General features: G+C 36.9%; 19 protein-coding genes. 2 read left to right on the forward strand and 17 right to left on the reverse strand.

The window, feature by feature from the left end; translation table 11 throughout:
- Positions 1–4 precede the first annotated feature (4 nt).
- The gene (locus AB8P06_RS05770; protein WP_369839139.1) at positions 5–529 is read right to left on the reverse strand and encodes a Crp/Fnr family transcriptional regulator; all 525 of its coding nucleotides are present in this window, start codon (positions 527–529) and stop codon (positions 5–7) included.
- Between the two features lie 125 nt (positions 530–654).
- Between AB8P06_RS05770 and AB8P06_RS05775 the strand changes: the two genes are divergently transcribed.
- Entirely contained in the window at positions 655–1,506 is an 852-nt protein-coding gene (locus tag AB8P06_RS05775; RefSeq protein ID WP_369839142.1) for a hypothetical protein, read from the forward strand.
- Between the two features lie 70 nt (positions 1,507–1,576).
- Here AB8P06_RS05775 and AB8P06_RS05780 read toward each other — a convergent pair whose 3' ends face one another.
- The 8 genes from AB8P06_RS05780 to AB8P06_RS05815 all read right to left on the reverse strand — a co-directional run bounded on the left by AB8P06_RS05780 (position 1,577) and on the right by AB8P06_RS05815 (position 11,761).
- Entirely contained in the window at positions 1,577–3,430 is a 1,854-nt protein-coding gene (locus AB8P06_RS05780) for a hypothetical protein (protein WP_369839144.1), read from the reverse strand.
- Positions 3,431–3,451: 21 nt separating this feature from the next.
- Entirely contained in the window at positions 3,452–4,603 is a 1,152-nt protein-coding gene (locus AB8P06_RS05785; protein WP_369839147.1) for an ABC transporter ATP-binding protein, read from the reverse strand.
- 329 nt (positions 4,604–4,932) lie between these two features.
- Complete coding sequence (locus AB8P06_RS05790; RefSeq protein ID WP_369839149.1) at positions 4,933–5,433, reverse strand: hypothetical protein; 501 nt, start codon at positions 5,431–5,433, stop codon at positions 4,933–4,935.
- A 51-nt stretch (positions 5,434–5,484) separates the two neighbouring features.
- Positions 5,485–5,943: a hypothetical protein gene (locus AB8P06_RS05795; RefSeq protein ID WP_369839151.1), complete on the reverse strand. Its 459-nt coding sequence runs from the start codon at positions 5,941–5,943 to the stop codon at positions 5,485–5,487.
- A 143-nt stretch (positions 5,944–6,086) separates the two neighbouring features.
- Positions 6,087–9,269 carry a carbamoyl-phosphate synthase large subunit gene (carB, locus tag AB8P06_RS05800; RefSeq protein WP_369839154.1) on the reverse strand — a complete coding sequence of 1,061 codons (3,183 nt, stop codon included), beginning with the start codon at positions 9,267–9,269 and terminating at the stop codon, positions 6,087–6,089.
- A gap of 31 nt (positions 9,270–9,300) precedes the next feature.
- The gene (locus AB8P06_RS05805) at positions 9,301–9,681 is read right to left on the reverse strand and encodes a four helix bundle protein (RefSeq protein ID WP_369839157.1); all 381 of its coding nucleotides are present in this window, start codon (positions 9,679–9,681) and stop codon (positions 9,301–9,303) included.
- 39 nt (positions 9,682–9,720) lie between these two features.
- On the reverse strand, positions 9,721–10,797 hold the full coding sequence (locus AB8P06_RS05810) for a carbamoyl phosphate synthase small subunit (protein ID WP_369839159.1): 1,077 nt from the start codon (positions 10,795–10,797) through the stop codon (positions 9,721–9,723).
- Between the two features lie 73 nt (positions 10,798–10,870).
- Positions 10,871–11,761 (reverse strand): aspartate carbamoyltransferase catalytic subunit, encoded by an 891-nt coding sequence (locus AB8P06_RS05815; protein ID WP_369839162.1) that lies wholly within the window; start codon positions 11,759–11,761, stop codon positions 10,871–10,873.
- A 239-nt stretch (positions 11,762–12,000) separates the two neighbouring features.
- On the opposite strand from AB8P06_RS05815, the gene AB8P06_RS05820 reads away from it, so the two are divergent.
- Positions 12,001–12,462 (forward strand): Lrp/AsnC family transcriptional regulator, encoded by a 462-nt coding sequence (locus tag AB8P06_RS05820; RefSeq protein WP_369839165.1) that lies wholly within the window; start codon positions 12,001–12,003, stop codon positions 12,460–12,462.
- Between the two features lie 114 nt (positions 12,463–12,576).
- On the opposite strand, the gene argH is transcribed toward AB8P06_RS05820, so the two are convergent.
- The 8 genes from argH to AB8P06_RS05860 all read right to left on the reverse strand — a co-directional run bounded on the left by argH (position 12,577) and on the right by AB8P06_RS05860 (position 21,373).
- On the reverse strand, positions 12,577–13,881 hold the full coding sequence (gene argH / locus AB8P06_RS05825) for an argininosuccinate lyase (protein WP_369839168.1): 1,305 nt from the start codon (positions 13,879–13,881) through the stop codon (positions 12,577–12,579).
- Between the two features lie 291 nt (positions 13,882–14,172).
- The gene (locus AB8P06_RS05830; protein ID WP_369839170.1) at positions 14,173–15,255 is read right to left on the reverse strand and encodes a M20 family metallo-hydrolase; all 1,083 of its coding nucleotides are present in this window, start codon (positions 15,253–15,255) and stop codon (positions 14,173–14,175) included.
- A complete protein-coding gene (gene argB / locus AB8P06_RS05835; RefSeq protein WP_369839173.1) occupies positions 15,227–16,024 on the reverse strand; it encodes an acetylglutamate kinase in 798 nt (265 codons plus the stop codon). Before argB ends, AB8P06_RS05830 begins: the two co-directional genes overlap by 29 nt.
- 99 nt (positions 16,025–16,123) lie before the next feature.
- Positions 16,124–17,083 carry an N-acetylornithine carbamoyltransferase gene (locus tag AB8P06_RS05840; RefSeq protein ID WP_369839175.1) on the reverse strand — a complete coding sequence of 320 codons (960 nt, stop codon included), beginning with the start codon at positions 17,081–17,083 and terminating at the stop codon, positions 16,124–16,126.
- 118 nt (positions 17,084–17,201) lie between these two features.
- Positions 17,202–18,341, reverse strand: a complete 1,140-nt coding sequence (locus tag AB8P06_RS05845) for an aspartate aminotransferase family protein (protein ID WP_369839178.1) — start codon at positions 18,339–18,341, stop codon at positions 17,202–17,204.
- 131 nt (positions 18,342–18,472) lie between these two features.
- Complete coding sequence (gene argC, locus AB8P06_RS05850) at positions 18,473–19,438, reverse strand: N-acetyl-gamma-glutamyl-phosphate reductase (protein ID WP_369839181.1); 966 nt, start codon at positions 19,436–19,438, stop codon at positions 18,473–18,475.
- A gap of 98 nt (positions 19,439–19,536) precedes the next feature.
- The gene (locus AB8P06_RS05855; RefSeq protein ID WP_369839184.1) at positions 19,537–20,730 is read right to left on the reverse strand and encodes an argininosuccinate synthase; all 1,194 of its coding nucleotides are present in this window, start codon (positions 20,728–20,730) and stop codon (positions 19,537–19,539) included.
- The gene (locus AB8P06_RS05860; protein ID WP_369839187.1) at positions 20,702–21,373 is read right to left on the reverse strand and encodes a GNAT family N-acetyltransferase; all 672 of its coding nucleotides are present in this window, start codon (positions 21,371–21,373) and stop codon (positions 20,702–20,704) included. The genes AB8P06_RS05855 and AB8P06_RS05860 overlap by 29 nt, the downstream gene beginning before the upstream one ends.
- Between the last annotated feature and the right edge of the window lie 6 nt (positions 21,374–21,379).

Here is a 21,379-nt window from a genome sequence, read left to right on the forward strand (position 1 = left end):
GAGCTCAAGATTTTTTTAATCTTGACAAGGTCTCCGGGCTCATTCGCAGATAATTGGCAATATGTTTGTCCGGAATTTCCTGAAACAGCTTGGGGCTCCTGTTTAAAACCCTTTCAAATCTCTTTTTCGGGGAGCTGATGAGTAAATCTTTTTCTCTTTCAAGCTGTTGCAATACCAGATCTTCTAAAATGAAATTCCATAGTTTCAGATTTTCATCACCGGAATGGATAAATTCATAGAAATCTTTTTTTGAAGCTACTCTTACTACTGTTTTTTTTAGGGCCTGAATATAAAAATCCGATGGCTTTCCGGATAAAAAAGAATCCAGTGAAACAATAATATTTCCTGTATACCCGAAACGGATAATGCGTTCTTCGTCTTCATCCATGATAAAAATCCTTACACTTCCGTTTTCAATAAAATAAATATGGGTATCTGTCTCTTCTTTCACTTTCAGAAACTGATATCGCTGAATTGTTTTTTTCGTCTGAAACAAGTCGGCATCAAGCAATGTTTGGATAATATTCACAGAACTAAATTCATTAAATTAAAATTAAGAAAATTACAAATGTTTCAATAATTATTTCTTTTTCATCCCAAAAATAAGGGGTAATTTTCAGGTATAAAACTTTTAATCATTAACTCATTAAACAAATGTTCAAAAAAACAAATATCATCTTCCTTCTCATTGCAGTGTTCTTCAATGTTAATGCACAGGAAACAGTTCCGTTCCGGCTTACAAAATACAATAATATCATTGTAAAAGCGCTGGTGAATGAAAAAGATTCACTGGATCTTATGTTTCAGATTGCGATGGGTGATGCCTCAATTTCTCCTGAACGCACGAGAAAAGCAGATCACATTATTTTTGATAAGGACGAAATCAGTGATAATAATACGGTACAGATAGGAAACATTTCAAAGAAAAGCATCCGTTTTTTTGATAATGAAATTTCAGGACATGAAGCCGACGGAAAAATAGGAACAGGATTTTTTGCAGGAAAAGCATTCAAAATCGATTATGATAACAACCAGTTTGTTATTTATGACCAGCTGCCGGATTTAAAGGAATACCAGCTTATTACGGTGTATCCGGAGAGAGATCAGTTATTCATCAATGCTGATAATATTATTGACGGAAAGCAGCAGGAAGGGCATTTCCTTCTTCAATCCGGGTATTCCGGCGGGTTACTTTACAATAACCAGTTTGCGGAAGACCATGAGCTGGATAAAAAGCTGCAGGTCACCGGAGAAAAAACACTGAAAAATTCCAGCGGGAAAAGCGTGATAACCAAGCAGGGAATTTTACCGAAATTCAGAATAGGAAATATCATTATGGAAAATGTTTCTGCCGGATTTTTTGCCGGAGATCTCAAAACACAGAAAGTAAGTTATTTCGGAGCAGATACCCTGCGAAGATTTATCTGGATCTTTTCTGCTGACAGGAAAACAGCCTACATTAAGCCCAGCAAATATTTTTCTGAACCTTATTTTAAAATCAATTAAAAATAAAAATCCCCGGTTTATGATAAGCCGGGGATTTTTTATTAACGGATTTTTCATCCGACATTAATATTTATTGAGGCATTGCTTTCCATTTCTGAAGAATCGAGGTATAAAAATACATGAAGATAAAGCCACAAACCAGGATAATATAGCTTAGGTTAACATCCAGAATTTCTATAATATTATTGCAGCCCACATATTGTCCGTATTTATCGATTGATTTACAGTTGGCATCCTGATGAAGACTAATAATCCCGAAAATAAGGAATACAAAAAGAACAAATCCGTTCATCGAAATATTGACCAGAACCGAAGAAACCAGTTTTCCGGCTTTCTTCATCATGAATAAAGGAACAGAAAGAATTGCCAGGGAAATAACCAAAGTAAAATATGCAACAAAAAATTTCTCATTCCCTTTTACAGATAAAGAATATAAAACTGTAACCAAAGTAACAAAAAGAATTAAAACTCCCGCACTGATCACGCTGAACAACAATGAACGTAAACCTGTAATCCTGAAGCTAAAAATAAAAGTGGACAGGAAAAATGCGATCCAAAGATAAACATGGATATTTTCCCTGAAAAATTTGTTAGATTTTACGAAATCCACATTGGATAAAAACTGGGAAAGATTGTCCGTATAATAAAAATAACGGGTCATATTATTCTTAAAATATTTTTCAGGAGAGATCTCTTTATTCAGTTCCGGGTTGAACATTTTAATTGTAATCGTATCATTTACGATAACACCATTCTCATCCACTACGGCTGCTGAATCTTCAAGAGCGGCATCAACTGCATCATCTTGAGCATACTGATCACCTGGATTATTTTCGAATTTTTTGATGAAATACCTTACCTCAAAATTTGGATTTTCCGGAGCGTACACCATTTTTGTCCATTCATCGGCATCTATATTATTTTTTATCCCAAATTCTTTTGAAATTTTTAAAAAGTCAGACAGCAAATTTTTAAGCTCTGTAGAATTATTTTTATTGAGAAGCTCGGTCGTTTCTTTATTAATTTCAAATCCTTTCTTTTTGGACTGGTCATTATTGTAATTTTCCTGATAGCTGTCATATCTATAGTGGTCCGGATAATCTTTTTCATTAGCATCATAGAAAACATCTGAAAAATTGTAAAAAGACAAACCCGTCGTTTTAATATAGGGTGAAACATCCACCACTTCTTTTTTGAAATAATAGATTTTAGTGCTGTCCTTTATTTCAGAATAGGCAATGGGTGTTTTATTGGATTTTTCGGGTTCAGGAATAGCGTAATTTTCGTACCGGTCCTGCTGACGGGAAACTTTAGAATAAACGGAGTAATATTGATAAACCCTGTTATAATACACAAAGTATTTTTTATTGCGGTCTATTTTTTCAATTTTTGTTTCGCAGTACAGATCATAAAAAGGTTGTGGAAATTTCCTGTTATCCAAAGTATACTTCGCCAGATCCTGCGAAAGAAACGGATATGTTTTATTAATCACTTCTACTTTTTTTACCATTTCATCATCCGGATATTTGTTGTTGACAAACATCTCAAAGCCTGTCATATAAGAGAAATAAAATGTGATACAGGAAAACAGGATGATAAAATACTGTACAAACTGTGAAAACAGCTTCCATTTTGAAGAAGGATAAAAGTTTTTGAACGCATTGTTCTTAAACATCATGATCAGCCAGCCCACAATCATCAGAATAGAAATAATGAGATGGATGAAAATAACTCCACTCCTGAAATAATCGTCTTTAACAGAGTATTTCTGTAACGAAACGGGATTGCTGTGGGATAGATAACCGATGATAAAAAACAGGATATGAATAATTAAACTTGCCAGAAGCATCCACACTATTCTGGTGTTCCAGACCGTAGGATATTTTTCCAGCAGATATTGATTGAATTTATTTATTTTTTGCATTTCTGGTCAGATTAAAGGGAATTAACTTACAAAGAATCTTCTGGTAGAAGATGAAATATTGCGGATATAAACAATATCTGTTTTGGCATTGCCCAATGCCGTCATTACCTCATGAAACTCAGTTTCTGCAGAGAAATAAGCTACATATACTCCACCATTGAAATTGAGTTTTTCCAGATTGAAATTCTTGAAAACTTCAAGCAGATCTTCTCTTGAACATGGAGCATCCATTTCAATGATCAGCTGATCATTTTCATTATTTTTCAGGTCTGAATTGTCTTTGTATTGCCCGTTTTTCAGGAAGATCACTTTATCCGAAATCTTTTCTACTTCGTATAGCTGCTGTGAGCTGAGAATTAACGCAATCGGATGATTTACCGAATTGGCAATTGATTTTAAATCCTCAAGGATCACCTGTTGAGCCAGCACATCAAGATTGGCTAAAGGTTCATCCAAAAGAAGAATCTCAGGTTTTCTCAGAAGGGTTCTGGCTAATTCAAAACGCATTTTATATCCTGATGAAAGCTCACTCCACTTAAGGTGTTTATAATTCCATAATCCGAGGCGGGCAATCATCATCAGGGTTCTTGTTTCATTTTCTTCAGGATTGATCCCATAGTTGGAAAATACGAATTTCAGATTATCTTTAAGGCTTCCATACCATTTTGCTGTTCTCTGCGGAATATAAACCAGTTTGGTACGGAGATCATAATCATCTTTGGGATTTTTATTGAATGAATAATCTAGTCCACCTTTATTAAAAGAAATTTCTTTAGCCAAGATCCTCAAAAGCGTTGTTTTTCCGTTTCCGTTCTCGCCCACCAATCCATAGACCTGGCCTTTATTGATTTCCATGGAAACGGGTCCCAGAGAGAAACGGTTGCTTCCATAGGACTTTACAATATCTTTTGCTCTCAGAACAGATTTTTCCAGCGGATATTCCGGCACCTGGATTTTTTCAATTTTCTGAAGAAGTTTTTTTGATTTTTCGATGAGTTCTCCTGTTTGATCCGGATATTGTTCTTTCCAGTCTGTCAGGGCGATGGCTTCTTTATAAATCTCCATGTTCTGGGTATCCATTGCACAGTCCAGCAATTTTCTAAAACCTAAAACCGTGTCTTTATTCTCAAAAAAATGATAGACTTCACCTACTCTTTGCTGATGTTTCGTCATTTGGTTTTTGTATTATTAATTTAGATTTTCTAAAGATAGAAATTTTTGATTCTTAAATACGGAAATAAAAAACAACAAAGAACTAAATTATATTCTTTTGTCTTGAAACAAAAGAAACAAAAAATTCAAGACTTGGAACCTTTCACTAAAAATTAATGATATTCACTAAAAATTCTAAACTCGAGCGGATTTAATAGTTTCATTTTGTTTCAGTCTTTCTCCCGCTCTCAGACAGTAGAATTTTCTTAACGTTCACATCATTAATTTTCTTAACGTTACAGTTTCCTATGTCGTTTTAATTTAGAGTTGAGTTAGCAATAGAGATTTATTTACATTCCCATCGAAGACATCATCATCGACATATAATAATTGGCGCAGTGTAATGAGTTCATCAATATGATTTCTTTATTGGAAAATGTTTCAAAAGCGTCGGATGTTGTTATCTGATATTCATAATTCATGATATTCCATTTCAGATGTGGTTTCATGATCAGAAGCTCGACCCCGTTCTGGTCTGTAAGTGTAAATGAATCTTTGAAAATACCTCTATGCTTAAAAACATAACTTTTCTTTTCATCATCAAAGTAAGTTTGTACAACAATTTCTCCGTTCCAGTTCATTCTGAATTTCAGAAATACTTTTTCTCCCTGTTTAAGCTCAATCGTTGTTCCCCAGAAACCTTTAGGTTCAACCTGGTAGCCTGAATTTTCAGTTTCTATTATTGCATTAAACTTAAACCAACTTTGGTAAGAAAGCTTACCGATTAAGTTACCGTCTTTTGTCACATCAAAAGATAAAGAGCTGTTTGATTTTGCCTGATATTCTGCCATGGTTATTTTAATTTGATGGAATTTATCTGTTTTTAAATTTTCAAAGCGGGCTTACCTGTTTCTCCAGTTTTTTATTTCTATTCTGTACCTGTCAATATTCATTTTCTCACTTTGGAGCAGATTATTGCTTATTTCTTTTCCGTTTGTAAATTTTGTATAAACTACAATTCTGTTTATTGTCGGATCAATTATATAAATAGAATCAAAGGCCTTTCCACAACTTTCATTAAAATCTTTTTCAAGGATGATCTTAGCAATTTCTTCATTTTGAGAAAAGAAATATCTTTTGGTATAATTTCCACATTCCGGATGGCCGTTAAACTCAATGCCTTTCAGTTTTCCGGCTTTCAAATAGGCATAAGTAGGATGCAATCCATCCCCGTCAAATAATATTTTATCTGAATCAGAAACAAAATTTTGAAATTCGTTTTCAAATTTGTTATGATACGAACACTGAGGTAACAAAAATAAAGCTGAGATATATAGTAAAATTTTAATATTTACTCTCATAAATCTTTAACTTCTATCCATAAGTTGCTAATAATGCCGAATTTACACAAATTCTATCAATGAACAAATAATTTAATTCACCCAACAAAAAAACCTCACAGATTTTTAAAATCTGTGAGGTTTAAAATATTTATTTTTTGAAATTACATGGTTTCCATTTTGAAGCTCATACTTTCAATCACTTTCAATATGGCTTCTACCGTATCCATTGAAGTCAGACAAGGGACACCGTTTTCCACACTCATCCTTCTGATCTGGAATCCATCTCTTTCAGCCTGTTTCCCTTTTGTAGTGGTATTGACAACATACTGCACTTTTCCTTTCTGGATCAGGTCGATCAGGTTTACACTTTCTTCTCCGATTTTGTATCCTATTTTGCATGGAATTCCTTTTTCTTCAAAGAATCGAGCCGTTCCTTCCGTAGCCCAGATTCTGAAACCTACTTCATGGAATCTTGCAGCCAGATCAGCAGCTTCCTGCTTGTGTTTATCAGCTACCGTAAAGAGAATTGAGCCGTGCATCGGAACTTTTCTTCCTGCTGCGATCAATCCTTTGTACAGCGCTTTTTCCAAGGTGGTATCTTTCCCCATTACTTCTCCCGTAGACTTCATTTCAGGGCCTAAAGAGATGTCAACTTTTGTCAGTTTTGAGAACGAGAACACAGGAACTTTTACAAATACCCCTTCTTTATTCGGTACCAGTCCGTTCTTGTAACCTAAATCTTTCAGCTTTTGTCCTAAGATTGCTTTTGTAGCCAGATTAGCCATCGGAACATCCGTGATTTTGGAAAGGAAAGGAACCGTTCTCGATGAACGTGGATTCACTTCGATTACAAAGACATTTCCTTCGAACAAAACATATTGGATGTTCATTAATCCGATCACATTTAATCCTTTAGCCAGTCTTTCAGTGTAATCGACCAGAGTATCCAGTTCTTTTTGAGAAACATTCTGCGGCGGATACACTGCGATTGAATCTCCCGAGTGAACTCCCGCTCTTTCGATATGCTCCATAATTCCCGGAATGATTACCGTTTCACCGTCACAGATCGCATCTACTTCCACTTCTTTTCCGGTAATATAACGGTCTACCAATACCGGGTGTTCCGGGCTTGCGTCTACCGCATGTTCCATATAATGCGCCAGTTCCGTTTCCGTATACACGATTTCCATCGCTCTGCCTCCTAAAACGTAGCTCGGACGTACCAAAACCGGATAACCGATCTCATTGGCAATTTTTATCGCTTCTTCTTTGGAAGTGGATGTTTTTCCTAGAGGTTGGGGAATTCCCATTTCCTGAAGTGCTTTCTCAAATTTATCCCTGTTCTCGGCTCTGTCAAGATCTTCCAGTGAAGTTCCCAGAATTTTCACTCCGTGGCTTGCCAGTTTATCTGCTAAGTTGATGGCTGTTTGTCCTCCGAACTGAACCACCACTCCTGTTGGTTTTTCAAGCTCGATGATGTTCATTACATCTTCTTCCGTTAATGGTTCGAAGTATAATTTATCAGAGATTGAGAAGTCTGTGGAAACAGTTTCAGGATTATTATTGATGATAATCGCTTCGTAGCCCATTTCTTTGATCGCCCAAACCGAGTGCACCGTTGCATAGTCAAACTCAACTCCCTGTCCGATTCTGATCGGCCCGGAACCAAGAACGATGATCTTTTCTTTGTCTGAAACCACACTTTCATTTTCTTCTTCGTAAGTTCCGTAGAAATAAGGGGTTTCACTTTCAAATTCTGCAGCACAGGTGTCTACCATTTTATAAACCGGCATCACTCCGTTTTCTTTTCTGAAATTGAAAACTTCTCTTTGAGTTGTATCCCAAAGAACAGCGATATTCAGATCGGCAAAACCTAGTTTTTTCGCTTTGATTAAAGTTTCCCTGTCAAATTTATGGTCTGCAATTTCTTTTTCGAAATCAATCAGTTTTTTGATTTTCCAGATGAAGAATTTATCTATTTTACTCCATTCTACGATCTGCTCCCAGTCATAACCTCTTCTTAAAGCATCACCGATAATGAATAATCTTTCATCATCACAAACTCTTATTCTTCTTTCGATTTCTTCTTCTGTAAGGGCTAAAGCCTGTTTTGTTTTTAAGCCTAAATGCCTGATTCCCGTTTCCAGAGAGCGGATCGCTTTTTGTAAAGATTCTTCAAAGTTTCTTCCGATTGCCATTACTTCTCCCGTTGCTTTCATTTGTGTTGAAAGTCTTCTGTCTGCCGTTTCAAATTTATCGAAAGGGAATCTCGGGAATTTAGTCACCACATAATCCAGGGCCGGCTCGAAGCAGGCATATGTTTTACCTGTCACCGGATTCATGATTTCATCCAAGGTTAAACCTACCGCAATTTTAGCAGCAATCTTAGCAATCGGATATCCTGTTGCCTTACTCGCTAAAGCTGATGAGCGGGATACTCTTGGGTTTACTTCGATGATATAATAGTTGAATGAATGCGGGTCTAAAGCCAGCTGTACGTTACATCCACCTTCAATTCCCAAAGCTCTGATGATTTTCAGGGAAGCATTTCTCAGCAACTGATATTCTCTGTCGGAAAGCGTCTGAGACGGTGCTACCACGATAGAGTCTCCGGTGTGAACTCCTACCGGATCTATATTTTCCATGTTACAAACCACAATTGCATTGTCGTTGGCATCACGCATTACTTCGTATTCGATTTCTTTGAAGCCTGCAATTGATTTTTCGATAAGACATTGCGTCACCGGGCTGTATTTCAGTCCTAATTCTGCGATCTCTTTCAATTCCGTTTCGTTGGAAGCGATACCTCCTCCTGTTCCACCCATTGTGAAGGCAGGACGAACGATCACGGGATACCCGATTTCATCAGCGAAATTTAGAGCTCCTTCCACGGTGTTTACAATATCGGATTCAGGAACCGGCTCATTCAGCTCACGCATCAGCTCACGGAATAAATCTCTGTCTTCCGCTCTGTTGATCGCAGAAAGAGTTGTTCCCAATACTTCAACTTTACATTCTTCAAGAATTCCTGATTTTTCCAGCTCTACCGCCATATTCAAACCAGTTTGACCTCCAAGAGTCGGTAAAAGTGCATCCGGACGTTCTTTTCTGATGATGTGACTTACAAATTGCAGTGAAATCGGCTCGATATATACTTTATCTGCGATTTCCACATCCGTCATAATCGTTGCCGGGTTTGAATTGATCAGAATCACCTTATAGCCTTCTTCTCTCAGAGAAAGACAAGCCTGTGTTCCCGCATAATCAAATTCCGCAGCCTGCCCGATGATGATAGGCCCGGAACCTATTACTAAAATTGTTTTTATATCTGTACGTTTTGCCATTTTACTTTTTTTAGATACCAGATGTCAGATTTCAGATTTCAGACTTTCCAGTGTTGTTTTTTACTTTTAGATTAGATTTGAATGTATATATCATTCGTTGGATTTCATTCAGACTAGATATTAAACTGTTCACTTTTTCTACATTTAATAAATTTAATTCCCTTGTTAAAATTAATTGTGTCTGCAATTCAAAAGAGGAAGCATTTGCAATACCAAGAAAATGATAAAATTCTCTGTCATTATTTCTTCCTGCTCCTTCCGCGATATTGGATGGAATAGAAACTGCAGATCTTTTAATTTGAGAAATCAAACCAAATTTTTCATCCCCGGGCAATTCAGTACAAACTAGATAAACTTCTTTTGCAAGTTCTATTGATTTCTGCCAGAAAAGTAATTTCTCAAAATTGTGCATGATAAAGTCTGTTATCTGATGTCTAATATCTGAAGGTCTTTATTTATTCTTAAAATCTTCCATTAATTGAATAAATTCGTCGAACAAATAGTTTGCATCTTCCGGGCCGGGGCTGGCTTCCGGGTGGTACTGTACTGAGAAGCAAGGGTGGATTTTGTGTTTCAATCCTTCGTTGGTTCTGTCGTTCAGGGCGATGTGGGTTTCAATTAAATCCGTGTCTTTAAGGCTTTCCTGATCAACTGCGTAACCGTGGTTTTGAGAAGTGATGGAAACTTTGTTTTTTTCCAGGTCTAAAACCGGGTGGTTTCCACCTCTGTGCCCGAACTTTAATTTGAAAGTTTTTGCTCCGCAAGCCAGACCGATCAGCTGATGTCCCAAACAGATTCCGAAGATCGGAACTTTTCCTAGTAACCCGCGGATCATCTCCAATGCGTGTGGATTGTCTTCCGGATCACCGGGACCGTTTGAAAGCATTATTCCGTCAGGATCCATTAATAAAATTTCTTCTGCCGTTGTATCTTGTGAAACTACGATGATATCACAGTTTCTTTGAGAAAGTTCTCTGATAATTCCTAATTTGGAACCGAAATCTACCAATACTACCTTGAAACCTCTTCCCGGGTTGGCGTATGGTGTTTTTGTGGAAACCATTTCTACCTGATTCGTAGGGAATGTTGTAGATTTCAATTCTTCAGCTACTGCATTTTCATCTGCATCAGCATTTACAATTTTTCCTTTCACAACTCCTGAATTACGAAGAATTCTTGTTAGTCTTCTGGTATCGATTCCGGAAATTCCTGAAAGGTTTTTCTTTTTGAATAATTCATCTAAAGTGATCTGTGTACGGAAATTGGATGGTAAGTCACAGATTTCTTTTACAATAAGCCCTTTAATGGCAGGCTCGATACTTTCATAATCATCTCTATTAATGCCATAGTTTCCGATAAGCGGATAAGTCATGCAAACAATCTGACCGCAGTATGAAGGATCAGAAATCAATTCCTGATAACCTGTCATTCCTGTATTGAAAACCACTTCTCCGGCAGTTTCCAATTCTGTTCCGAAACCTTCTCCATGAAATACTTCACCGGACTCCAGTATTAATTTTTTCTTCATTTTTATTTATCTCTTTATTCTATTTTTTCTTTTTTAATCTCCCTCTGAATAAGAAGAATTTTAGTTTTGTCTGTTATTTAAAAGTGTGACCTTTTTGTTCCAAAGCCTCCTTCAAAATTGCCATTCTTGCGAAAACACCGTTCTGCATCTGTTTAAAGATTCTTGAACGTTCACATTCCACTAAATCTGTATCGATCTCCACTCCTCTGTTGATCGGTGCGGGGTGCATAATGATCGCTTCTTTTTTCATGGCTTTCTCTCTTTCTTTGGTCAAACCATATTTTCTATGGTATTCGGATGCAGAGAAACTCATTTTTGAATCATGTCTTTCATGCTGGATTCTTAACAGCATCAGAACATCCACTTCGTGAATCAACTCATCTACCGCCAGATAAGTCCCGTTGATTAAAGCTCCTTCATCAAACCATTGTTCCGGTCCTGAGAAATATACTTTTGCTCCTAACCTTCTTAATGCTTCTGCATTGGAGTTCGCAACACGGCTGTGCTTTACATCGCCGACGATTCCGATTTTCAGGCCTTCAAATTTCCCGAATTCCTGGTAGATGGTCATCAGGTCCAGCATACATTGTGAAGGATGGTTTCCTGTTCCGTCTCCTCCATTGATTACAGGAATGCTGATGTTTTTCAGTTCTTCAAAGTAGCGGTCTTTCTTATCTCTTATCACCACTAAATTTACGCCTAAGCTTTCTATAGTTTTTACTGTATCGTATAAACTTTCGCCTTTATTTACAGAACTGTGAGATGCGTCGAAAGGTACTACCTGTAAACCCAGTTTTCTTTCGGCGATATCAAAGCTTGTTTTCGTTCTTGTGCTGTCTTCAAAGAAAAGATTTGAGCAAAAAACTTCTCCTTCAATTTTAGCAGTTTTTCCATTGGCAAAAGCAAGTGCTTCTGTCAGTATACTGTTGATTCTCTCGGTACTTAGTTCTGTAATCGTAAACATAATATCTTAATTTTTTACATAAAAAAAGCGAAGACAAAATCTTCGCTTAATAACAATAAATATCGTAAAGGGCGCTTTCGCCCGGTAAATCTAATGATATAAATACTCTTTTATTCATTAGGTGCAAAGATATAAAAATTTACCGACATGGCAAAACCTAAATTCAAAAAAAATTAAAAACCTTAATTCTTCATTATTTTCATTTTTTCTTAATATTTTTGTTATCATCAAACTACCGTATGGACGCAAAAGATAAATTAATTCTCAGCATTATTCAGGAGGACTCTACTTTTTCTGTAAAAGAAATATCAGAAAAGATCGGTCTCACCTTTACTCCAACTTACGAACGTATCAAACAGTTAGAAAAACAGGGAATTATCGAAAAATATGTTGGGCTTCTGAATCGGGAGAAACTGGGCCTTAATATCGTCGTTTACTGTAATGTCCGCCTTAAAGAGCAATCTCAAAAAGTGCTTGAAACTTTTGAAAAAAACATTGGAAAATATGATGAAGTACAGGAAATCATCAGTCTTTCCGGCGAATATGATTATATGCTGAAGATTATCGCAAAGGATATTAATTCTTACAATGATTTCGCGGTCAACGTTATTTCAAATATTCCTAATATCGGGCAATATCACAGCTCCATCGTTCTGCATGAAGTAAAAAAGTCTACCAAATTTAAAATCGATTTAGATTAAAAGTAAACCATTAAGAAAGTTTAAGTGATTAAGAGCATTAAGTATTTACATACAGATATAAGAATGTTTTCTTAATTAAACTTAAACCCTTCATTGATCTTAATGGCTCAAAATTTAACCCAATAATTTATTTTTCAGCTTATTAAACTGGTATTCAATTTTATCGAGACAAAGATTTCCAATGCTTCCCTGATGGGTATGATTTAAGTTTCCTGTTTCGAAATCAAATTCATTATTTTCAATTTCCCGGCCTACCTTCACATAGGCATCACGAAAAGAACTTCCGTTTTTTACTTCTTCATTGATCTTCTCTACGCTGAAAAGGTATTTATATTTCTCATCTTCTAAAATCCCGTCTTTAACCTGAATATTGGGTAAGGTATAGCTTAGAATTTCCAGGCATTCTTTTAATGAATCAATAGCAGGAAACAAAATTTCTTTCGTCAGCTGAACGTCTCTGTGATATCCTGACGGCAGATTGGTGGTCAACAGAATAAGCTCATTCGGCAAAGCCTGTATTCTGTTGCATCGTGCTCTTACCAACTCAAAAATATCGGGATTCTTTTTATGGGGCATAATGCTGCTTCCCGTGGTAAATTCTTTAGGAAAGCTTATAAAATCAAAGTTCTGACTTAAATACAGGCATACGTCATAAGCGAATTTCCCAAGTGTTCCGGCTAATGTTGCCATAGCCATCGACAATATTTTTTCCGTTTTTCCTCTTGTCATTTGAGCATAAACGGAGTTATAATTCATCGATTGAAAGCCCAAATTATAGGTTGTACTTTCACGGTTGATTGGAAAAGAAGAACCGTAACCGGCAGCTGAACCCAATGGATTTTTATTGATCATATTTTTAACTGAAAACAGCATTTCAATATCATCTGACAGGGCTTCTGCATATGCCCCGAACCAAAGCCCGAAGGAAGACGGCATCGCAATCTGCAAATGGGTATATCCCGGAAGTAAAACATTTTTGTGCTGTTCTGCCAGCTGGATCAATATCTGGAAAAACCCATCCGTTAAGATTGTTATTGCCCGGATTTCGTCTAACAGATACAATTTAATATCCAATAAGACCTGATCATTTCTGGATCTTGCGGTATGAATTTTCTTTCCGGTATCACCCAGTTTTTCAATCAGGATCGCTTCAACCTGCGAATGGATATCTTCTGCTTCTTTATCAATTTCAAAGGTTCCGTTTTCAATATCTTTTAATATTTCAGACAAAACAAGCAACATCTGCTCTGCTTCCTCACTGGAGATAATTCCAACTTCTGCAAGCATTTTACAGTGAGCCATTGAGCCCTGAACATCATATTTTGCTAATCGCTCATCGAAATCCAGGTCTTTTCCTACTGTAAATGTATTGACTAATATATTGGTGGCAAGGTCATCTTTCTGCCATATTTTTTTCATAATGATTACTATTTAAATATTATAGTATTTGATTTAAAATTTGTTTTGACTTCGCTCAGCATCATATCCTTATTACGATTACCACCAAGACTTTAAGTATTTTCCACATTCAACAAAAGCCTTCATTTTTAATTTTCTTTTTGCATAAATCTTATTAAAAACTTTCTTCTTCATTATTGATGCTGAGCTGGGTCAAAACATTGTTTCGGAGCCGGAAGTTTGAAGCCGGAAGCTGGAAGTACTAATAATCCATACTCAGCTTCCCTCCTCCATCTTCCATCTTCTCTCTTTTTATAAAACTTTCTCCAGAATTTCAATATAAATATCAATTCCTTCTTTTATTTCATTGATCTCAATAAATTCATCCGCTGTGTGGGAGCGCCTGCTGTCTCCTGGGCCGAGCTTCACCGATGTACATGGAATGATTGCCTGATCGGAAGATGTCGGTGAACCGTAAGTGGTCCTGCCAATTGATAAACCTGCCTGTACAAAAGGATGTTCTTTTTCTATCTTTGAGGAATTCAATCTTAGGGATCTTGCAGTAAGCGTTGATTTCATTTGTGACTGAATGATTTCAAAGGCTTCTTTATTGGTGTATTCGTCTGTAACTCTTACATCCAGCGTAAACTGACATGCTTCCGGGACCACATTATGCTGAACTCCTGCATGTATTCCGGATAATGTAATTTTTACTTCACCCAGATCATCCGAAACTTTTGGAAACTTAAAGTTTAAAATGGTTTGCAGATCTTCCAGGCATTTTACAATAGCGTTATCATTATTGGGATGGGCAGCATGAGAAGGGGTGCCTTTCATCTCCCCGTCAATAACCAGAAGCCCTTTTTCTGCAATCGCCAGGTTCATCTGCGTTGGCTCTCCTACAATAGCAAGTTCCACATTCGGAAGTTGCGGAAATAAAGCTTCGATCCCATCAAAACCTGAAATTTCCTCTTCTGCCGTCAGAGCAATGATTAAATTATATTTTAAATCTTCTTTTTCATAAAAATGTAAAAAAACCTGAGCCATAGAAACCAGCGAAGCTCCTGCATCGTTACTGCCTAAACCATAGATCCTGCCCTCTTTTTCAATTGCCAAAAACGGATCCAGAGTATAAGCTTTATTCGGCTTAACCGTATCATGATGTGTATTGAGCAAAACAGACGGTCTGGTTTCATCAAAATGTTTATTGACTGTCCAGATGTTATTTTTAAAACGATGTGCAGGGATGTGATGCTTCTTAAAAAAGCGTTCAATCTCTACCGACGTATTGTATTCATCTTTGCTGAATGAAGGTATTTCAATCAGCTTTTTGAGCAATTCAACTGCATTATTGAGCAATTCGTCTTTATGATAAACAGATTTCAGTTCCTGCATGGTGGTTTTCTATATGGTTTTTCAATTCGGTTTCTTTGATTAAGAACACTTTATTTACATTATTTTTTATTGCGGCCAGTGCGTTTTCAAGCTTTGGCAAAATCCCTTTATGGAGTTTTCCGGTCTCTTTTAAAATCGAAAAGCTTTCTTCCGAGACATTTTTAATAACTGAATCGGGATTATCTACATCTTCCAGCACTCCTTCTTTATCAAAACAATACAACAATTCAACATCATACATTTCAGATAAAGCCTGCGCTATTACAGAAGCAATGGTATCTGCATTGGTATTGAGAAGATTTCCTTTTTTATCATGGGTAATCGCTGAAAAAACAGGAACCAGATTAAGACTGATCAGTTCTGAGATCAGTTTTTTATTAATGCTCTGTGGATTAATATCTCCTACAAATCCAAAATCGATTTCAGGGTGAATTCTTTTTTCCGCCTGAATTATATTGGCGTCTGCACCGGAAAATCCGATTGCATTGCAGTTTTTCTGCTGAAGTTTTGCTACTATATTTTTATTGATCCCACCTGCATACACCATCGTCACAATATCCAGCGTATCTTTATCCGTAATCCTCCTCCCATTAATCAACTTCTGAGCTATTCCCAGTTTATCGGCTAAAGTCGTTGCCAGCTTTCCACCGCCATGAATAAGGATTTTCTTTTCTTTAATTTCTGAAAACTGTACCAGAAACCCATTCAACAATTCCTCATCGTCAATCAATGCGCCGCCTATCTTTATGATGTATAATTTTTGTTTCATTGTTTTATAGCTAGGTATATCTATCATGGATAGGACTGCATCCTATCTTTTGTTAAACCGCCACGTTGTGGCTCTGACTTCCTGAAGCCCTTTTTATATTTATTTCTTAATGATTTCATCTAAAATTTCAGAAAAAACGGCCTGTGCAGAGAAAATCCGGTTTTTTGCCTGCTGATAAATAATGGAATTCTCACCATCCATTACTTCATCGCTTAATTCTACATTACGACGAACGGGAAGACAGTGCATTATTTTCGCTTCATTCGTACCGGCCAGTTTTTCATTTGTCAGCATCCAGTTTTCTTTTACTTCAGGCATTGTTGCATATTCATCAAATGACGACCAGTTTTTTACATAAATAAAGTCTGCATCTTTCAGAGCTTCATCCTGATCATGAATCACCGGAGTATTTTTTGTGAAGTTTTTATCTAAATCATACCCTTCAGGATTCGTAATCACAAAATCAACATCCATCTGCTGCATCCATTCTGTAAAAGAGTTTCCCACCGCCTGGGCAATCGGTTTGATGTGAGGAGCCCAGGTCAGCACAACTTTAGGCTTTTGCTCTTTGTTCCAGTTTTCTGTGATCGTGATACAGTCAGCCAGACTCTGCAAAGGATGACGGGTTGCTGATTCCAGGGAAATCACCGGCACTTTTGCATGCTTTTCAAACTGACTCAAAATACTTTCATTTACGTCATCTTCCTTACTTTTCATTCCTGCAAAACAACGAACTGCAATGATGTCACAATATTGGTTTAATACTTCGATGGCATCTTTTATATGTTCTACCGTATCTCCATTCATCACCGCTCCGTCTGCAAATTCAAGGTTCCAGGCTTCCTGTGCTGCATTTAAGGTTAAAACATTTAGTCCTAAATTCTGTGCTGCAATCTGACTGCTTAAACGGGTTCTTAAGCTCGAATTTAAAAATACAAGTCCTATGGTTTTTCCCTTTCCTTTCTCCGTTTCCGAAAGTGGGTTTTCTTTTATCTGTAAAGCTTTTTTTATGATTTCCTGTAAGTTTTCTACATCGCTTACAGAGGTGAATTTTTTCATTTTAAATTGATTTTAAAGATTTTTCATCTGTGTTTTTTGGTTATTCTAACTATACTTCGTTTCATTCAGAATGACAAGGCGCATAGTTAAAACTTTGCATTTAAGCTTTATCGGCTTTTTAAATTTCCTCAAGAACCGTTTTCAAAGCATTGATGAAAATATCGGTTTCTTCTTTTTTAATATTAAGAGCCGGCAAAATCCTCAGCACCGCTTTATCATTAGAATTTCCCGTGAAAATATAATGACCGTAAAGCAGGTTTTTCCTCACCTCAGCACAATCACGGTCAAGTTCTATCCCGATCATAAGACCTTTCCTTCGGATCGATTTGATATGTGGGAAATCTTTAATCTCATTTTCAATATAATCACCCATTTCCCGGGTATTTCCGATAAGGTTTTCATCTTTTATCACATCCAGAACTGCAATTGCTGCTGCACAAGCCAGATGATTTCCACCGAATGTCGTTCCCAGCAATCCATTGCTTGCTTCAAATTTCGGATGAATTAAAACCCCGCCGATCGGAAAACCATTTCCCATACCTTTGGCTGTGGTAATGATATCCGGCTTAATTCCAAATTCCTGATGGGCAAAAAAATATCCGCTTCTTCCGTACCCTGACTGTACTTCATCCAAAATCAGAACTGCATTGTATTCTTCACACAATTCTTTGATTTTAAATAAAAATTCGGCTGTCGGAATCATAATTCCGCCCACTCCCTGAATCCCTTCAATGATTACGGATGAAATGTCATTTCCCTGAGCTTTAAAAATATTTTCAAGCTGTTCGATATCATTCCATTCCGATTTGATGAAGCGTTCAGAATAGTTTACCGGAGCTACAATTTTCGGATTATCCGTTACAGAAACCGCCGCTGAAGTTCTTCCGTGAAATGATCCTGAAAAATAAAGCACTTTACTTTTTCCATTATGGAAAGAAGCGAGCTTTATAGCATTTTCGTTAGCTTCTGCTCCTGAATTGCATAGGAAAAGATTAAAATCTTCATATCCCGAAATTTCACCCAGCTTTTGCGCCAGTTCGGTCTGCAGATTATTTTGCACTGAATTGGAATAGAAAGAAATTTTTCCCAGCTGATCTTTCAGTTTGCCCTGATAATACGGATGATTATGCCCGATAGAAATCACGGCATGACCACCATAAAAATCAAGGTATTTTTCTCCTTTTTCATCCCAGAGAAATGATCCCTGAGCTTTTACAGGATTTATGTTAAATAATGGATATACGTTGAATAAATTCATTTTAGTTGTGAGTTGTTAGTTGATGGTTGAGAGATTTGAGTTTTCGAGTTAGAACTCTTAAGTCTTTTTATACTCTTAGAATTGAATTGATCATTTTAAAATTCACTATTGACTTATTGACAATTAACACCTTAAAATGCTACCGGTTTCAATCCCAGACCTAAATGCTCTTCCCACTTCATTGCAATATTCATATTCTGAACCGCCTGTCCGGAAGCTCCTTTTAATAAATTATCAATCGCTGAATGAATGACCACCACATTCCCGTTCTTTTCTATATGAATCACACTGCGATTGGTGTTGACAACTTGTTTTAAATCAATTGGCTTTTCACTTACTTTCACAAAAGGCTCATCTGCATAAAAATCCCGGTACAACTGATAAATATCTGAAAGTTCTAAATCTGTTTTCAGGGTTGAACTTGTAAAAATTCCTCTTGCAAAATCTCCCCGCCATGGAACAAAATTCAGGTTTACTTCTTTTTCATTAAAAGCATTTAACTGCTGTACAATTTCTTCCACATGCTGATGTGTCAAAGTTTTATAGGCCGAAATATTGTCATCACGCCAGGTAAAATGAGTTGTCGCCTGCAAAGACTGACCGGCTCCTGTGGAACCCGTAATTCCTGTTGTATACACTTCCTTCAGTAAACCTTTTTCTGCTAAGGGCAACAATGCCAGCTGAATGGCTGTTGCAAAACATCCCGGATTTGCAATACTTTTTGCCCCTGAAAGATTTTTTTTATTGATTTCCGGCAAACCGTAGATAAAGTTTCTGTTTCCGAAGTTTCCATCCAAACGGAAATCATTTCCCAGATCAATTACCAGAGTTTCGTCTTTAACAGAATTTTGAGACAGCCAATTCTGACTTTCTTTGTGAGGAAGGCACAGAAAAAGAATATCCACTTCCTGCGGCTTATCCGTCAGAATCATTTCACAAACCGTCGCTAAATCCGGGTACAAATCAGAAATATTTGTCCCCGAATTAGAACGACTATATAAAAAACTCAATGACACATTGGGATGAAAAGCCAGCAACCGCACCAATTCACTTCCCGTATACCCGTTGGCTCCTACAATTCCTGCTGTTTTTTTCATTATTGATTATTTGGATTAATCATTTTGGGGTTATTCATTATTGATAGGATTTCATTCTATCCTAAATTAAATCGTTCCTTCGGAACTCATTAAATTGATTAATGTTTTGAATTAATCTGGTGATATATGTTCAGAGAATTGCTTACTATTTTTGTGTATCCTTTCACATCTTCTCCCGTCCAGGCTCTGTTTGCTTCGCCATAGCTTCCGAATTTATCTGACATTAAATCATGATCAGACTCAATTCCGTTTAATACAAAGCGGTACGGATGAAGGGTTATAAAAACTTTACCGCTTACAGTTTCTTGAGAATCTGATAGGAAAGATTCTATATTTCTCATAACCGGATCAAGAAATAATGCTTCGTGAAGCCAGTTTCCGTACCAGTCGGATAACTGCGACTTCATCATTTGCTGATATTTCGAAAGGGTATGTTTTTCCAATAAATGGTGAGCTTTGATAATTACCGATGCGGCGGCGGCTTCAAACCCTACTCTTCCTTTAATCCCTACAATGGTATCGCCTACATGAATATCACGGCCGATTCCATATGCAGAAGCCAATTCCTCAATTTTTTTGATTGCATATACCGGGCGTTCAAAGCTTTCGCCATTCACTCCATTAATTTCCCCGTTTTTAAATTCAATTTCCAGTTCAGTCGGCTCAGTTTTTTTAATCCGGGAAGGAAATGCTTCTTCGGGAAGAGAATTTCTCGATGTTAATGTTTCCTTTCCTCCAACGGAAGTTCCCCAGAGCCCTTTATTGACAGAGTATTGTGCTTTATGAAATTCCATTTCATAGCCGTGGTTTTTCAGAGACTCAATTTCCTCTTCACGGGATAAAGCCATATCACGAATCGGCGTTATAATTTCCACATCCGGACACATCACTTTGAAAATCAAATCGAAACGAACCTGATCATTTCCTGCTCCTGTACTTCCGTGAGCAATGGCATCAGCATTTATTTCCATCGCATATTTTGCAATTTCCTGAGCCTGAATCGTACGCTCAGCACTTACAGAAAGCGGATAGGTATTGTTTTTCAATACATTCCCGAAAATCAGGTATTTTACACATGAATTATAATAATCTTCCTGAGCGTCAACGCACCTGTATTTCTTTACCCCAAGATTTAAGGCTTTTTTCTCCAATTCTTTTTCCTCTTCTTTAGAAAAACCTCCGGTATTTACAGTTACTGCAAACACTTCATATCCCAGCGTTTCACTAAGATATTTAGCACAGTAAGAGGTATCAAGGCCTCCGCTAAACGCTAAGATGACTTTCTTTTTCATCTGTTTCTTTTTTATTATTATTAATTTCAGGCGAGTTTTGTTCGGTATATTTATGCTCTTCCTGATTTATTTTATGATTAAATTCATTTTCGGGCTGACTGACAGCCTCATTTTCATTACTATTTTGCGGAACGAAAAGCATTGCCGTACACAGGCAGTTTTTACGTTCTTTTTTAATTAGAATTTCATAATTAACACAGTTTTTACAACCATTCCAAAATTCTTCATCCTGAGTCAATTCAGAATAAATAACAGGTTTGTAGCCTAAATCACTGTTGATTTTCATTACGGCAAGCCCTGTCGTCAACCCAAATACTTTTGCATCGGGATATTTATCTCTTGACAGTTGAAAAATCTTATTCTTGATCAAAGTTGCCACTCCTTTATTCCTGAAATCCGGAGACACAATAAGGCCTGAGTTTGCAACAAACTGACCGTGTGACCAGGTCTCGATATAGCAGAACCCCACCCATTTTCCGTTTTCAGTAGCAACCACAGCATTGCCTTCTGAAATCTTTTTAGTTAAATATTCTATGGAACGCTTCGCGATCCCGGTTCCTCTCCGTTGTGCAGAATCATACATTTCCTGCTGTATTTCACTTACATACATTAGATGTTTGGACGAGGAAATTTCTATTTCCATTTATTT

This window comes from Chryseobacterium tongliaonense (genome assembly GCF_041224435.1).
In the GTDB taxonomy this organism is placed as follows: Bacteria; Bacteroidota; Bacteroidia; order Flavobacteriales; family Weeksellaceae; genus Chryseobacterium; species Chryseobacterium tongliaoense.

Bases quoted from the DNA above. Each gene is read 5' to 3' on its own strand.
- AB8P06_RS05775 (WP_369839142.1), top strand. From the start codon at position 655: ATGTTCAAAAAAACAAATATCATCTTCCTTCTCATTGCAGTGTTCTTC.
- AB8P06_RS05780 (WP_369839144.1), bottom strand. From the start codon at position 3,430: ATGCAAAAAATAAATAAATTCAATCAATATCTGCTGGAAAAATATCCT.
- AB8P06_RS05785 (WP_369839147.1), bottom strand. From the start codon at position 4,603: ATGACGAAACATCAGCAAAGAGTAGGTGAAGTCTATCATTTTTTTGAG.
- AB8P06_RS05790 (WP_369839149.1), bottom strand. From the start codon at position 5,433: ATGGCAGAATATCAGGCAAAATCAAACAGCTCTTTATCTTTTGATGTG.
- AB8P06_RS05795 (WP_369839151.1), bottom strand. From the start codon at position 5,943: ATGAGAGTAAATATTAAAATTTTACTATATATCTCAGCTTTATTTTTG.
- carB (WP_369839154.1), bottom strand. From the start codon at position 9,269: ATGGCAAAACGTACAGATATAAAAACAATTTTAGTAATAGGTTCCGGG.
- AB8P06_RS05805 (WP_369839157.1), bottom strand. From the start codon at position 9,681: ATGCACAATTTTGAGAAATTACTTTTCTGGCAGAAATCAATAGAACTT.
- AB8P06_RS05810 (WP_369839159.1), bottom strand. From the start codon at position 10,797: ATGAAGAAAAAATTAATACTGGAGTCCGGTGAAGTATTTCATGGAGAA.
- AB8P06_RS05815 (WP_369839162.1), bottom strand. From the start codon at position 11,761: ATGTTTACGATTACAGAACTAAGTACCGAGAGAATCAACAGTATACTG.
- AB8P06_RS05820 (WP_369839165.1), top strand. From the start codon at position 12,001: ATGGACGCAAAAGATAAATTAATTCTCAGCATTATTCAGGAGGACTCT.
- argH (WP_369839168.1), bottom strand. From the start codon at position 13,881: ATGAAAAAAATATGGCAGAAAGATGACCTTGCCACCAATATATTAGTC.
- AB8P06_RS05830 (WP_369839170.1), bottom strand. From the start codon at position 15,255: ATGCAGGAACTGAAATCTGTTTATCATAAAGACGAATTGCTCAATAAT.
- argB (WP_369839173.1), bottom strand. From the start codon at position 16,024: ATGAAACAAAAATTATACATCATAAAGATAGGCGGCGCATTGATTGAC.
- AB8P06_RS05840 (WP_369839175.1), bottom strand. From the start codon at position 17,083: ATGAAAAAATTCACCTCTGTAAGCGATGTAGAAAACTTACAGGAAATC.
- AB8P06_RS05845 (WP_369839178.1), bottom strand. From the start codon at position 18,341: ATGAATTTATTCAACGTATATCCATTATTTAACATAAATCCTGTAAAA.
- argC (WP_369839181.1), bottom strand. From the start codon at position 19,438: ATGAAAAAAACAGCAGGAATTGTAGGAGCCAACGGGTATACGGGAAGT.
- AB8P06_RS05855 (WP_369839184.1), bottom strand. From the start codon at position 20,730: ATGAAAAAGAAAGTCATCTTAGCGTTTAGCGGAGGCCTTGATACCTCT.
- AB8P06_RS05860 (WP_369839187.1), bottom strand. From the start codon at position 21,373: ATGGAAATAGAAATTTCCTCGTCCAAACATCTAATGTATGTAAGTGAA.